Origin of the sequence: Dyadobacter koreensis (assembly GCF_900108855.1) — a bacterium.
GTDB lineage: Bacteria > Bacteroidota > Bacteroidia > Cytophagales > Spirosomataceae > Dyadobacter > Dyadobacter koreensis.
The window spans coordinates 52856-66868 of sequence record NZ_FNXY01000001.1 but is presented as its reverse complement, the minus strand read 5'-3'; the positions used below and the strand labels follow the sequence as shown (position 1 = coordinate 66868).

Annotated in this window: 15 protein-coding genes; 9 read left to right on the top strand and 6 right to left on the bottom strand. The window is 41.7% G+C overall.

From position 1 onward, the window contains the following. Positions 1 to 309: 309 nt before the first annotated feature. A complete protein-coding gene (locus BMY70_RS00290) occupies positions 310 to 1101 on the top strand; it encodes an MYG1 family protein (protein WP_090330569.1) in 792 nt (263 codons plus the stop codon). Between the two features lie 275 nt (positions 1102 to 1376). Here BMY70_RS00290 and BMY70_RS00285 read toward each other — a convergent pair whose 3' ends face one another. Together BMY70_RS00285 and BMY70_RS00280 are read right to left on the bottom strand one after the other, a co-directional pair. Next, entirely contained in the window at positions 1377 to 1700 is a 324-nt protein-coding gene (locus BMY70_RS00285; RefSeq protein WP_090330566.1) for a hypothetical protein, read from the bottom strand. 12 nt (positions 1701 to 1712) lie between these two features. Continuing rightward, complete coding sequence (locus BMY70_RS00280; protein WP_090330563.1) at positions 1713 to 2504, bottom strand: SDR family oxidoreductase; 792 nt, start codon at positions 2502 to 2504, stop codon at positions 1713 to 1715. Positions 2505 to 2645: 141 nt separating this feature from the next. Between BMY70_RS00280 and BMY70_RS00275 the strand changes: the two genes are divergently transcribed. Beyond that, positions 2646 to 3032, top strand: coding sequence for a winged helix-turn-helix transcriptional regulator (locus BMY70_RS00275; protein ID WP_090332516.1), 387 nt, complete (start codon positions 2646 to 2648; stop codon positions 3030 to 3032). Positions 3033 to 3601: 569 nt separating this feature from the next. Here BMY70_RS00275 and msrB read toward each other — a convergent pair. Genes msrB through BMY70_RS00255 form a run of 3 tightly spaced genes read right to left on the bottom strand, consistent with a single transcriptional unit; the run spans position 3602 to position 5667 of the window. After that, positions 3602 to 4099 (bottom strand): peptide-methionine (R)-S-oxide reductase MsrB, encoded by a 498-nt coding sequence (gene msrB / locus BMY70_RS00265; protein ID WP_090330558.1) that lies wholly within the window; start codon positions 4097 to 4099, stop codon positions 3602 to 3604. Positions 4100 to 4159: 60 nt separating this feature from the next. Beyond that, positions 4160 to 4945 carry a molybdopterin-dependent oxidoreductase gene (locus BMY70_RS00260; RefSeq protein WP_090330555.1) on the bottom strand — a complete coding sequence of 262 codons (786 nt, stop codon included), beginning with the start codon at positions 4943 to 4945 and terminating at the stop codon, positions 4160 to 4162. A 20-nt stretch (positions 4946 to 4965) separates the two neighbouring features. Then, complete coding sequence (locus tag BMY70_RS00255) at positions 4966 to 5667, bottom strand: cytochrome b/b6 domain-containing protein (protein ID WP_177196917.1); 702 nt, start codon at positions 5665 to 5667, stop codon at positions 4966 to 4968. A gap of 318 nt (positions 5668 to 5985) precedes the next feature. Here BMY70_RS00255 and BMY70_RS00250 point away from each other — a divergent pair, with 318 nt between their 5' ends. The 7 genes from BMY70_RS00250 to BMY70_RS00220 all read left to right on the top strand — a co-directional run bounded on the left by BMY70_RS00250 (position 5986) and on the right by BMY70_RS00220 (position 12356). After that, on the top strand, positions 5986 to 7023 hold the full coding sequence (locus BMY70_RS00250) for a T6SS phospholipase effector Tle1-like catalytic domain-containing protein (RefSeq protein ID WP_090330552.1): 1038 nt from the start codon (positions 5986 to 5988) through the stop codon (positions 7021 to 7023). A gap of 37 nt (positions 7024 to 7060) precedes the next feature. Beyond that, a complete protein-coding gene (locus BMY70_RS00245; RefSeq protein WP_090330549.1) occupies positions 7061 to 7861 on the top strand; it encodes a peptidoglycan-binding protein in 801 nt (266 codons plus the stop codon). Between the two features lie 155 nt (positions 7862 to 8016). Further along, positions 8017 to 8373 (top strand): YciI family protein, encoded by a 357-nt coding sequence (locus BMY70_RS00240; RefSeq protein ID WP_090330546.1) that lies wholly within the window; start codon positions 8017 to 8019, stop codon positions 8371 to 8373. Positions 8374 to 8414: 41 nt separating this feature from the next. Further along, entirely contained in the window at positions 8415 to 9650 is a 1236-nt protein-coding gene (locus BMY70_RS00235; RefSeq protein ID WP_090330543.1) for an RNA polymerase sigma factor, read from the top strand. A gap of 313 nt (positions 9651 to 9963) precedes the next feature. Then, the gene (locus BMY70_RS00230) at positions 9964 to 10563 is read left to right on the top strand and encodes a TetR/AcrR family transcriptional regulator (RefSeq protein ID WP_090330536.1); all 600 of its coding nucleotides are present in this window, start codon (positions 9964 to 9966) and stop codon (positions 10561 to 10563) included. Between the two features lie 16 nt (positions 10564 to 10579). Further along, complete coding sequence (locus BMY70_RS00225) at positions 10580 to 11728, top strand: FAD-dependent oxidoreductase (RefSeq protein WP_090330533.1); 1149 nt, start codon at positions 10580 to 10582, stop codon at positions 11726 to 11728. Positions 11729 to 11816: 88 nt separating this feature from the next. After that, positions 11817 to 12356 (top strand): pyridoxamine 5'-phosphate oxidase family protein, encoded by a 540-nt coding sequence (locus tag BMY70_RS00220; RefSeq protein WP_090330530.1) that lies wholly within the window; start codon positions 11817 to 11819, stop codon positions 12354 to 12356. Between the two features lie 105 nt (positions 12357 to 12461). Here the strand turns inward: BMY70_RS00220 and BMY70_RS00215 are convergent, their stop codons facing one another. Beyond that, the gene (locus BMY70_RS00215; protein WP_090330528.1) at positions 12462 to 14006 is read right to left on the bottom strand and encodes an alkaline phosphatase family protein; all 1545 of its coding nucleotides are present in this window, start codon (positions 14004 to 14006) and stop codon (positions 12462 to 12464) included. Between the last annotated feature and the right edge of the window lie 7 nt (positions 14007 to 14013).

The window sequence follows — 14013 nt, the reverse complement described above, 5'->3', positions numbered from 1 at the left end:
TTTTATAAAACTCGGCATGTTCGTCGCCGTTTAGGGATGTTGTACACATAAAGGCGGAGAAAAATTTCATTCCGAAGACCAGCAAAAGGGCAGATTAATCCGGCCAAATCAAGCTTATCAGAATGATTACGAAAAGTGAGCAACAGATCAATATGAAGGGATGAAAAAGTGGCATATATTATAATTCAGGTAAAAGAAAAAATCCTGGGAAGGATGATTTTTGAGGGAAATTGAAAACAAAATCCGGGTGTATATCCAAAAGAACTAAAATATGAAGCTAATTTTGAGCGAATCAATTATCCTTTCAGTATGCAGTTTTCAAAAGTTATTACCCACGACACCTCCTTTCATGCCGACGATGTTATCGCGGTTGCCCTGCTAAGAACTGCCGGTTTTCAATTTGAAGTGGTGCGTTCCCGAAATCAGGCTTTGCTTGCTGAATCGCTTGCTGATCCGGAAGTTCTTGTACTTGACGTCGGGGGAATATACAATCCGCTTATGCTGAATTTTGATCATCACCAGGATGCTTCGATGATGTCTGCCGCAGGACTGATCTATGAGCAATTCAAGGATGCAATTTGTCCTGCTGACGCTCAGCCATTCTTTGGGAATTTTATAGCTTCTATCGATGCTATTGACACGAACCGGGATAATATTTTTGCTGTCTGGAATACCCTGCCAAGAGGATTTCGCAATACTTCCAGCATCATAGGCGGCTTTAACCGTGAGGTAACCAATTCTGCTATTCAGGATGAGCAATTTCAAAAAGCAGTTAAGTTTAGTCTGGAAATTATAACAAACGAGGTATATAAGGCAGTAAAAAAAGCCAAATCGGAGGCAGAATATGCTAAGAGAACAATCCTTTCTAATAATGTAGCCGTATTTGATGAGTTTTCGACGGTTTGGAAAGAGAAGAATGAACACACTTTCGCCATGCTTCCGCACGCCAATGGATGGCAGATTCAGTCGATTGACACAACCGTTGCGAAGGTGCCAGAAAATATTTCCGAGTGCGACGGATTTGTTTTTCGCCATGCTTCGGGTTTCATGGCAGTCGTGAAAGAGAAAGAAGTAGCTCTTGCATTTGCTGAGACACTTTGATTTTACTTTTTAAGGATGTGCCGGTTCGTTTTTCGCAGTGGGATATAGGTTTATGGCATATCTTCCAGGTAGTAGCACGATTCCCTCGAGTTTCCAGAAGCGTAACAACATTAGTCTTCTTGATCTTTACTGCAAAAGAAGTAGGGCATTGTTTAATAATATGAAAAGCACAATCTATAATTACAGCATTCGAATTGTTCCAGATTCAATATTCTTTACCCAATTTTCTTGTTGCTGTGAGCTGAAAAGGGAATGGCTAAATTAGCCATTCCATGCTACCCTGTAAATTTCAATGACTGTATTAATTCATCTGCTATTTTCATATGATAGGTCAATACAATCGGGCTCCCCTCAAAATTTCCCGATGTTTCGGCCTTTAGAATGCTTTCGGTATCGTTTTCTTCAAAACTGAGAGGCTTTATTATGGCCTTGTATCGCTCGTTTGAATCCGCTATCCATCGCTCGATTTCTTTTTTTCCATTGTGCGTTTTTCCTTCATCAAAAACTACGGCTGTTTCAGAAAAACAGTCTGCGTACGCAACGCTATCAAAGCTGTTTTGCGTTTTTATTAAATCTGATACTATTTTGGGTAAGTCCATCGTTTTTAGTTATTAAATAGTAGGTACGGTTCCTCCGTCAATGATAAATTCTGTCCCTGTGAGATAGCTTGCTCTTGGCGAAACTAAAAAGCCGACAAATTCTGCAACTTCTTTAGGTTCTGCCGGTCTTCCGAATGGTATTCCACCCAACGCATCCATTACGCCCTGTTGCGCTTCTTCTACGGTACTATTCGCGTTTCTTGCAATTTCGCCTAGCCAGGCTTCCGATGCGGTCGTATTAATCCAGCCCGGCGAAACCGTCAGTACCCGGACACCCTTTGGGGCAACTTCGTTAGATAAACTTTTACTGTAATTTCTCAATCCTGCCTTTGCAGCTGCGTAAGGCAAAGTTGAATCGTACAATGGGAGCTTACCCTGTATTGAAGCTATGTGAATTATAACACCTCTTTTTCTATCAAGCATCTGCGGCAAAAAAACCCTGTCCAGCCGCACAGGAGCGAGCAAATTGGCTTGCAGGGTCGATTCCCAATCTTCATCAGTTAACACGGTAAAACCACCAGCGGGCGTTACTGAGGAACCAAGGTTGTTCACAAGAATATCCAGCTGCCCATAAGTCGATAACACTTCACTGACTACTTTTTGCGATCCTTCTGCCTTGCTTAAATCGGAAGGAATGAAATGCAGTTTGTTGTTTTCTTTTTCCGGTGCGTTTCTTGCAGTAATAATAACTGTTGCGCCAGCTTGTAAAAGCCTTTCTGCAATCGCTCTTCCTGTTCCTTTTGTACCTCCTGTTACTAAGGCAATCCTGCCTGATAACTCATTGTTGAAATCAAACTGTTCCATTTTATTGTCCTACTTTTAATGATTAACTATAGGACAAAATTGGAGCATAAAAGAAGTTTAGACAAGTACGGAATTACGATTCATATAGGGATAAATTGGTCCCCTATTGCACTAAGTGAGACATACGTATATATTTACAATATGTATGAAAGAAAAATAATCCCGAACTTAAATTGTGGACTTGATCTGATAGGTGAGGTTCTTTACGGCAAATGGAAAATCCGCTTATTGTGGTTTATCCATCAAGGGCATAAACGCCCAAGCGAATTGCAGCGCAAAATCCCGGATGCTTCACGCAGGGTTTTGAACATTCAGTTAAAAGAGTTGGAAGAACACGAACTGGTTACAAAGAAAATTTATCCCGTTGTACCGCCAAAAGTAGAATACAGCCTTACCGAATTTGGTAAGACAGTAATCCCTGTGATTGCCGCATTAGGGCAATGGGGCGATGAACACGAAGAGCGGTTGCGAGATGTGATTTTGAGGCAAGCTTTCAGTTCTGATTTAGACTCACCAATAGTTAGTTAATCTGTATGTCAATGCAATAGCTATAATCTGTGTCCAGCTTCATAACGATCTATTTATATGGGCCTTGTGATATATTTATCCAGATTACTTCAATATTCAAAGATGTCAGTAAGATTTACACATAGCAAACGTCTCACTATAAAAACAGCTCTGTTAGACAGGGGCACCTTTTGTTTATTCTTTTAAATTACGCATATTAAGCCTTACCATGCGTATCGAACTTTGCATTTTTCAAGTGACTTAAAGTACAAAAAGATAAGAAACTGACATAGAATATAAGAGGCGTGTTTCTTTCTATTAATTAGTTGGCCGGGCTTGTTTAGTACAATGTCCGTTAATATTGAAAACATGAAGCAAAGTACTCCGACAAGAATTTCAGCAGTCTTTAAGTAATAACCGTTATGCTTCCATTCACAAATCCTTAGTTTTCGTCCAGCATCATACCCATCTGCCAGCAGCTTGTCGTTTTCGACTGCTAACTTCATTTACACTTGTAGATTTCATCAGGTAAACAGCCTTATTCAAAAATAACCTCCAGAACGCGGCAGGGCAGTCTGGCGATTTATAATTTATTTAGATGGGACAAATTTAAAAGCCCACGAATTCATGCAATAACGTTTGCCAGTGGGTGCCGGGCCGTCATCAAAAACATGGCCCAGATGCAGTCCCGTACTAGCTTCCACGACCTCATCTCTGGACATGCCCAAAGAATTGTCGCTAATGATTTTGATTGCATTTGAATCAATTGGCTTAAAAAAGCTAGGCCAGCCCGTTCCTGATTCAAATTTGGTATCTGAGCTGAATAGCGGCTTTCCGGTCGCAGCACTGACATAAACACCTTTCTGATGATTATCCCAATATGGATTTTTGTAAGGAATTTCTGTTCCTCTGTTCACCATAATCCGGTAAGCTTCCGGGCTTAGGATTTTTCTCCATTCTTCGTCTGATTTTGCCGCAGGAAAAGAGGCTTTATCAATGACATCTCCTGATTTTTTCTGACGGTTCTGACCACAGGCACTTAATGAAAATATCATCAGCAGTACCCATATTAAATTTAACTTTTTCATAGTTTGTAATGACGTTATAAAATGATAACAAATTTTAATTCAGGAAAATTTTAGATAGTCTTAAAGTCCTGAGTAATAATCATATCCTCGCATAGCCCAGTAATCGGCAGGACGTTGGTTTGAAAAGGAAATCGTACCGATTCGTTTCAGATTTTTGATGCCATACTTCACTGGAATAATCAGACGCAGCGGCTCGCCATGTTGAGGAATTAGTGGCTGACCGTTCATCTCATATGCCAGAATCGTCTGCGGATGCATGGCACTCTCCATATCCAGACCAACGAAATATTTTCCGTCTGGTGTTTTCATGCCGACATAAGCCATGCCTGTATGGGCTTCAAGCCTAAAATGAGTAATGAAATCCGCAAATTTAACTCCGCCCCAGTGCTGGATCTGGTCCCAGCCTTCGACACATTTAAAATCGAAAACGATTTCTGTTTTAGGCAACTCCCTGAGCTCTTTCAACGAGATTTTTAGGACGTCTGTATCGCTCCTTAGAACAGACAATGACCAGTTTTCGGGGTTGAAATTTTTATCTGTCATACCAATATCGCTGTTCACCCTAACGTTTTTCGCTGCCCAGGATTTTGGATAGGTTTTAACAAGGTGATCAGGACTGAAAAACTGTTTGAAAAAAGATTCCGTTTTATTTAGCGCTGCCCGAAGCGGTTTTCTTGCCCGGCCCGTCACCCCTGGTGTCTCCGAAGGGGCGTGGTACAGCCACTTCCACCCCTCGAAAGCTGAAAGTCCTACCGTTAAAAAAGTTAAATACGCTATAAAACTCCGGCGTTTTATTTTCTTATCAACCGCGTTATTATCGCGTTTTTCATCGATCTGATTTTTCATAAAATCTTTTTTATAACAATTCACGCTGGATCGTCTGAGTTGTTCCCAGCTTCTCCATGAACTTTCTGACTTGTTTCGATCACTTCAAATCCTGAGATTACGGAGCTGAAATTCCGCCAGCCTGCCAGTATCACCTGAACTACGTGAATAAGGAAAAAGAAAACGTAGCCAATCGTTAAAGCGAAGTGTAGAATACGCGCGAAATGATACCCTCCGCAAAGCCAGCAGATCCAATAAAACTGAACAGGTTTATAGATTGCAAGCCCTGTAAACAACGAACCAAAACCCATTAGGATGATAGCAGTGTAAGCAATCCGTTGCGCCGCGTTATACTTGTTTTGAGCAGGCAAAGATCTGCGAATGTGCAGATCGTGCAAGATAACCTGCCAGGCCTCGGTAAAGGAATTTTTTTGGGGAATCAGCTGTCGCCATTCGCCTGAAATCAATGTATACAAGACATAAAAAAAACCGTTTAGAGCAAAAAACCACATAAAAAGAAAATGGAAAGCCATACCTTCTGCAAGTCTGTACGGAATATGCAAAAACGTGAAAAACGAATCCGGGAAGAAGCGAAAAAGGGTGAACCCGAAAATTGAAATGGAATACGAGTGATTGGCCCAATAAATCAAAAGTCCGCTCCAAATCATAATTCCCAGAATGGGAAAATTAATCCAGTGCGTCCAGCGCATCACAAGCGAATGTTTTTCCTTTATGATCTTCATACTCCACAAATTGCTGTTAGAAATTGTTTGGAAAATCAGACTGCTTTCCTACATAACGTTTCCCGTAAATCTAAGTTTCTAATCTATAAAAATTGACTGCTGTTAAAGACATACGGTAAAAGTCTGCAATCCGATCGGGCAGTCGAATTCATATTCTTAATCTACTCAAAATATCAAAATAATTTAGTTGCCGGTGTTGATTTAACCGTTAAGTAAATTTTTTAACGTTCTGTATATTAATTCGTTACGTCTTGTTAATTTGGTGTAGGTAAGAAAATTTACCCCAACATATCAACGAGAAGTTTCCAGCCCTTTAACATGAAAAGAATCATCACATGCAGTGACGGAACCTGGAATCTTCCAGGCGACAGTTACCAGGGAAAGCCCGTCAGGACAAACATCCAGAAAATCTTTGAGGGAATCTGTAATGAAGATTCAAGCGGCATCCACCAGCTCAAATACTACGACGAAGGAGTGGGAGTAGAAGGAACAGAATTGAAGCGTATGTTTAATGGTATGATCGGCGGCGGGATAGACAGGAATATTCTGGATATCTACAAATTCATCTGCTGGAATTATTCTCAGGGCGACGAGCTGTATCTTTTCGGATTTAGTCGCGGCGCGTATACAGCTCGCAGTCTGGCAGGATTGATCCGTACTGCCGGACTGGTGAAAAGCAATAACCTGACACTTATCAATCAGGCTTACAAGATTTACCGCGACCGCGCGAATGCCGGCATGCATCCGGAGGGGGATATTGCCAGTGAATTCCGTAAAGAATACAGCCAGCCCGATTTCAGAATTAAATTTATCGGCGTTTGGGATACGGTCGGTTCGCTGGGCATACCGCTGAAATTTGTTGGTAACAAGAAAAAATATGAGTTCCACGATACAACCCTAAGCAGCTACGTAGACTACGCTTATCAGGCGCTCGCCCTGGATGAAAAACGAAAAAATTTCGAGCCCGCCATCTGGAAGCAAAGTGCTAATGCCGGACTTGACGGACATTACCAGATTTTGGAACAAAGATGGTTTCCCGGAGTGCATTCGAACATTGGAGGCGGATATCCTGACGAAGGATTAAGTGATATTTCGCTGGATTGGATGATAAATAACGCAAGAGGAGCGGGCCTTTCTTTCGAAGAGCAGTACCTGGCAGACAACGTAAAACCTACTGTGACCGGGGAATTGTATAATTCGTTCAATTTCCCCTTTTCACTCGTTGGGAAATTTCAAAGACAGATTATGACCGATATCGATTCGCATGAGAATATTCATCAGTCTGTTTATGAACGTATGGAAAAAATAAAAGATTATGTACCTGCCAATATTCCAAGGCGTGAGCCTGTTTCCTGAAACCGTCTTCTCACTTTTTAACTAAATTGACATTTTTATGGATCCCTTAAAACGTGACTCCTCTGGCGCTGATGTAGTGCAATTACAGGAAAAATTAAAATCTCTGGGGTTCAATCCTGGGAAAATTGACGGCGATTTCGGGCCGGGGACAGAGGCTGCGGTTATCGCATTTCAGCGGAGTGAAGGGATTCTTGCAGATGGTGTTGCAGGTGTAAAAACATTGAAGGCGCTGGGAATCGAGCCGGCTCAGGCAGCGATTAAAGCCGTTTCCGTCATTGATAGAATTTCAGTGAACATGGTTTCGAAAATGTTTCCGTTTACACCACTGGATAATATAAAAAAACATTTACCGGATGTTCTTTCCGCGCTCGTTGAACGGGATCTGACCGACAAAAACATGGTGCTGATGGCTTTGGCAACAATCCGCGCCGAAACCGCAAGTTTCAAACCTATCGATGAAGGAAAATCACGGTTTAATACCTCACCGGGCGGAAAACCTTTTGATCTTTATGATAATCGGAGGGATCTTGGGAATAAAGGGCCTTCGGACGGTTCCTCTTTCAAGGGACGAGGATTTATTCAGCTTACCGGAAGGAGTAATTACGAGGTTATCGGAACTGAATTGAAAGTTAACCTTATAGACAATCCCGCTATGGCCAATGATTCTCTGATTGCAGCCAGAATCCTTGCTGTCTATATCAAGCGAAAAGAATTACGGATTAAAGAAGCACTAATTGAAGATGATTTGAAGCGGGCACGCAGGCTAGTGAACGGCGGAAGCCATGGGCTCGAACCTTTTGTTGAAGCGTTCAGAACCGGGGAGCGTTTGCTTGCGTGAAGAAGTAGACCTATTTGTTTCCGGTAACCTCTTTTTTGGCGATCCGCTGAGAGAGGTTTTTTTTGTGACTTTTGGTGAGAACTGTCCAATTCTGAAACACTCATTTGATATGATGTAAAAAGTGCTAAATTAATGACAATTTAACCAACAAGAACATGGACGAATTCATTTTGATTTTCAGACACGAAGATGGCGGCAAAGTGGCATCTCCGGAACAAATGCAGATTTGGATGAAACAGACAATGGACTGGATCGGCGGAATTGCTGCCCAGAATAAGTTTGTGTCAGGAACCGGACTTCCTTTTGATGAAAGCAACCGTGTGGTATGGCATAATAATGTAGTTACCAACGGCCCGTTTGGTGATATAAAAGAGACGATTGGAGGATTTGTGATCGTCAAAGCAGTTTCTGTGGAAGAAGCGGTAGAATTTGCAAAAGGCTCGCCTGTTTTGCTGGGAGAGGGCAACAGCGTCGAGGTCAGGAAAATTGCAAAAGAAGAGGATCATCAATGAAAACTACACGCGTCCGCTAAAACTGCGGACGCGTATATTTTATGAAACAGCAAGAGTTGATACCTCATTTATTCAGAACGGAATATAGCAAGATCACTGCGGTGCTTTGCAGACGTTTTGGATTTGAGCACATCGAAGTAGCAGAAGATATTGCAAGTGAAACATTTCTTGCCGCCATGGAAAGCTGGGCTTACAAAGGTTTGCCTGAAAACCCAGTGGCCTGGCTTTACACTGTCGCGAAAAATAAAGCAGCTACTTTTGTGAATAGGAATTCAATTTTTCAGGAGCATGTAGCAAAAGAAGTTGTAGGTACTGCCGAAGAGTACATGGAAATAGACCTTTCCGAGAAAAATATTACGGACAGTCAGCTGCAAATGCTTTTTGTAATTTGTAATCCAATCATTCCCGTTGAGTCTCAGATAGGATTATCGCTAAGAATTCTATGTGGATTTGGAATTGATGAAATTGCTGATGCTTTTTTAACCAATAAAGAGACGGTCAATAAGCGGCTTTACCGGGCACGCGAAAAACTTCGCCAGGAACGTGTGAAAATCGAATTGCCGGATGGGAAAGAAATCGAAAGCCGCATTCAGTCGGTGTTGCTGACACTTTATCTGCTTTTTAGCGAAGGATATTATTCTGAAAGTACAGACTCGGTGATACGCAAAGGTCTTTGTCTGGAAGCCATGCGGCTCACGTATTTGCTCTTAGAAAACCGGCAGACCAACTTGCCAGCTGTAAACGCGTTGCTGGCACTGATGTGTTTTCAAGCCTCTCGGTTCGACGCCAGATTGAATGTGAATAATGATTTTGTGTTGTATCACGATCAGGACGAAAATTTATGGAATCATGAATTGATCAACCGTGGAATTCTCTTTTTAAATAAAGCCGCGATCGGAAAAGTTTTGTCCAAATACCACATTGAAGCCGGAATCGCGTATTGGCATACAGTAAAAAATGATTCGATCGAAAAGTGGAAGCATATTTTGCAGCTGTTTAACCAGTTGCTCGTTCTTCAATATTCGCCAATTGCTGCCCTCAACAGAACTTACGCCTTCTCGAAAATCTATGGAAACCAAGCGGCGATTGCCGAGGCAGAAAAGTTAAATCTTACCACAAATCACTTCTATTTCACTTTACTTGGAGAGCTTTATCAGAGCGTCGATACAGATCGCGCCAAAGAGAATTTTGATCGGGCGCTGTTCCTGGCAAAGTCTGTCAGCGACAAGAAAATTATTCAGGATAAGATTGACAAGTTGATTTCAGACTGTGAGTGAATAAATATTTTCTCAGACGGATAATTTTCCCTTGCACTTCACATTCCCAGTCGTATGGTAATATCGAGCCTGAGCATGATTCTGCTACCCGTTTTTCCCGTAGCGTCAAGTATCAAAATCTTCTTATTTGTCAATTTCCCAGCATTTGTTATTTCAAAAATAGGTATAGGGTTTTGACAGAAACGAAACCGGCAGTGGAGTTTAAATAAAATAACTTACGATCTGAACTTTATTTATAAGTAAATGTTTATTTACTTATAACTTTATTTCAAGTGGAAATATAAACTGACTAAACAGCAAAGAGTAAAAGTGTATGAGACCAAAGAATCTTGAAGCAGAAAAAGCAATACGGTCTATTGCTCTTCGGATTATCGCAGAGGAGGGGCTGGAAAATCTGACCATGCAAAAACTGGCAAAAGAAGTGAATATCTCGCCGAGAACCATTTATTTAAAGTATGAAAACAAGGAAGATCTTCTCATTAAACTTTTTATCGACGAAGTTTTGGGAGCGTACGAAAAGGCTGTGCTGACCGGATTTGACGAAGAAATGAGTTTTTCCGAAGGAATGCAAAAACTTTGGACAAACACATTTCAGTACCTGAAAAATAACCGACACGCTTTCATGCTACTGCAACATGGAAAAACTTCTCCGCTACTTAATAAGGCATATCAGAAAGCGAATATCAAGCAGGGACAATTCTTTTCGCCTGTTCACCGGTTTTTAATGCAAAATATTGATCGGGGAATTATCAAAAAATTTCCCTTGGATGTCAGCAGGGCGCTGTTGTTTTCCCCGGTTTTTGATTTGGTAAATGAATATTTCGATTATCAGGAAAGAGAACATCAAATTATCACCGAAGCTGTTTTGACCGACTGCTGTTCAGTGGTGATTAAAGGAATTTTGAATAAATAAAAACAAAAAGTGTCAAATGAAATTACTTAAAAACAAAAATATAGCAATCGTCGGAGGCGGGCCTGGAGGGTTAACGCTAGCACGTCTTCTGCAAATGAATGGGGTGGAGGTAAAAGTTTATGAAAGGGATGAGCATAAAGATGCCAGGTCAAAAGGCGCCACGTTGGATCTTCATGAAGAATCCGGATTGAAAGCGCTCGGCCAAGCCGGTCTGATGGATGCTTTCAAAGCAAATTATCGCCCGGGTGCTGACAAGTTAAGAGTTGTAGATCAAAACGGGATTATCCATTTTGATGATAGTGAGCAGAGTATGGAAAATACTTACAGACCTGAAATTGACCGTGGCCCGCTTCAAAAAATTTTACTGGATTCTTTGACGCCGGAAACGGTAGTTTGGGATAGCCAATTCGTTTCCCTTAACCCGGAAGGAAAGTCTTTAAAAATTGCATTTAAAAACGGCAGGACTGTAGAGGCTGATATCGTTATTGCTGCCGATGGGGCCAATTCGAAAATTCGATCTTACATCACCCCGATTAAACCCTTCTATGCAGGCATAACAATTTTAGAAGGAGCAGTTAATGATTCTGCCAAACGCAGTCCAACCGTCCATAGACTTTTGAATGGAGGAAAGATATTTGCCCTTGGAAGTGAAAAGTCATTGATTGTCAGCTCAAAAGGAGATGGCAGCCTTGTTTTTTATACAGGTTGTAAGACCGAAGAAAATTGGGTAAATGATTGCGGGATAAATTTTTCAGACAAATCAGAAGTGATAAGCTGGTTTAAAAATACGTTTAAAGACTGGGGCGAAATCTGGCTTGAACTGTTTGAAAATACCAGTACTCCCTTTGTACCACGACCGCAGTACTGTATGCCATTGGATCAGAATTGGGAGGCGCTGCCAAACCTGACAATACTTGGAGATGCCGCACATCTAATGCCGCCTTACGCCGGTGAAGGTGTAAATATGGCGATGCTGGACGCGCTCGAGTTGAGTAATTGTCTGCTCAGCGACATGTTCCCTGACACTAAATCGGCTATTGCGATGTATGAAAAACAAATGCTTAATCGGGCATCTTTCGTTGCAAAGCAAACACTTGATTCTACAGATGCGTTACATGCTCCGGATGCTGTTTCCTGGATTATTGATTTGTTCAGTGAAGACTAAATATAGAAATCCGAAAGCTGCGCGCTTTCTTATCGCTGGAATGATCTTTGTTGATAGGCTGTAAAATAGAAACCTTAAACAAGATTTTATGGACAGCATAAATCAGCAACAACCTGAAAAGAATCATGAAGATCTTTTTGGTCATGAAGCAGGTGAAAAAATCAGAGAGCTCGCAAAAGCTGCAAATACATGCTTTTTCTGCTCAAAGATAACCTCCGGACAGGCTCTTCATACCAGACCCATGTCAATCCAGAAGGTGGATGATCAGGGAAATTTCTGGTTTCTGAGCTCTGATGATAGTCACAAAAATGAAGATATCCAGGCAGATCCGAATGTACAGCTGCTATTCCAGGGTTCAAAATATTCTGACTTTTTGAGCATTTATGGAACGGCATCCATATCAAAAGATAAAACGGTTATCAAGGAACTTTGGGAGCCAATTTTGAAAGCCTGGTTTACAGAAGGCGAAGACGATCCCAGGATTACCGTCATAAAGGTTGAAGCAAAAGAAGGATATTATTGGGACAACAAACATGGAAATGCGGTCGCACTGGCCAAAACCGTTGTAGGAGCTATTCTTGGAAAAACGTTAGACGACTCGATCGAAGGAAAACTTGTTAACCCCTGAATAATTTTTGTCAATTCGTTTTACATTTAAAAGATCCTTGACTTTGGCCGTCAGGGATCTTTTTTTGCATTTAAAAAATTATATTTGGCTGCTCTCTGACACGATCTAGTTTGTTCTACGTCTCTCAACTATGGTGTGATTGATATACCGATGATTGCCCAAAACCGATCTTTCTATTGACAATTTGTATGTTCCCCAGTCATAGTTCACCTCCGTTTCAATAATCTCTTTCTTTTGAAGTTGGCCGGAATTTTTTGTTTTTTTCAATAGCTCAATAACGGATCTTCCATCCATTTCCGGAGGTACGGGCAGGTTGTAAATGGAAAGGATAGTCGGCGCGATATCCACATTTGAAGTAGGCGAGGTAGTGATGTAATTTTCTTTAAAATCCGGCCCCCTGGCCATCAGGGCAATGTTAATTTCATAAGGACTAGAGCCGCCATGGCCTGCAACACCTGTTGCATAGTCAGTTCCGGCATATCCCTTGTCATTTTTTTCGTTGTTCCAGTTAACACTCACCAGAATGTCGCCTGCCCGTGGATGATCATAGTGAATCGTTTCGAACGACAAAGTCCCGTCGATTACCCCGGTCAGATCATTTTTATTTTTCGACCGGGTAAAAACTGCTCCGACCCAGTCCTGTTTATGAAGTGCGGCCACAATTTTTTTAATCGATTCCTCATTGTGGTCTTTCACATATACTGCGCCTTCGGCGACAACCACATCATCAGATTCGTTACTGATTTTTAGACCTTCATCTATCAGGAAGTTAGTAAGATTTAGTTTCCCGGCATGAGTGACAAAACCGTGATCGGTGGAAATAATGATGTTGTATTTCGATAATAAACCTTTGGTTTTCAGATGTGTCAAAATTCTGCCGAACTGCGCATCGACAAACCTGAGTGCCTCTACCGCTTCTTTGGAGCCAATCCCGTGACTATGGGCGGCGCCGTCAGGATCTGAAAACCAAACGGTGCTAACAAGAGGTCCCTTCGGCACCAGACCATATCGAAGCAGCGCATCTGTTATCCATTTATGACGGTTTTGATCTCCATAGGGTTGTTCTGTAACGGGTCCAAGCTCAGCGATCACCTGGTTTTTAAAGCTTTCCGGAAGTATAAGATCGGGATTAATGATTGCACCGCCGCTTATTTTTGGATTTTGCAGAAATGCCTGCCCTGTTGTTCCTGAACTAAAAACCATCATTTTTTCTCCCGCCCGTTGGAGGATCTCGCCCAGTGAAATGGATGTAAGTAATGGACCGGATATAGATGAAGCTATCTTGTTGAGTTCTGCGTGAGTCGTTCCTATCGTTTTGCCGGGATAAACCTGTGGGAGATACACCGTATTGCCGAGTATTCCGTGCCTTGCCGGATAAGAACCGGTCGAGTACGAAGCAGCGTTAACCCGCGTCACTGTTGGAAAAACGCTGTGATGATGTTTTACCTGAGATGCTGTCTTTTTAAACCGATACAAATTCGGCATAAGTGAATCGGTGATATAATCTGGGCGAAGTCCGTCAAAAAATACAATTAATGTTTTGTTTTTAGCGTCTGTGGTTTTGGACTTTCCCGATTTTTGCCCGAAGCTTTGGCAGGTATGGAAAACGCTGAGCAGTAAAATTACGGCGACTGTAAATCTTATTTTCATATACCGG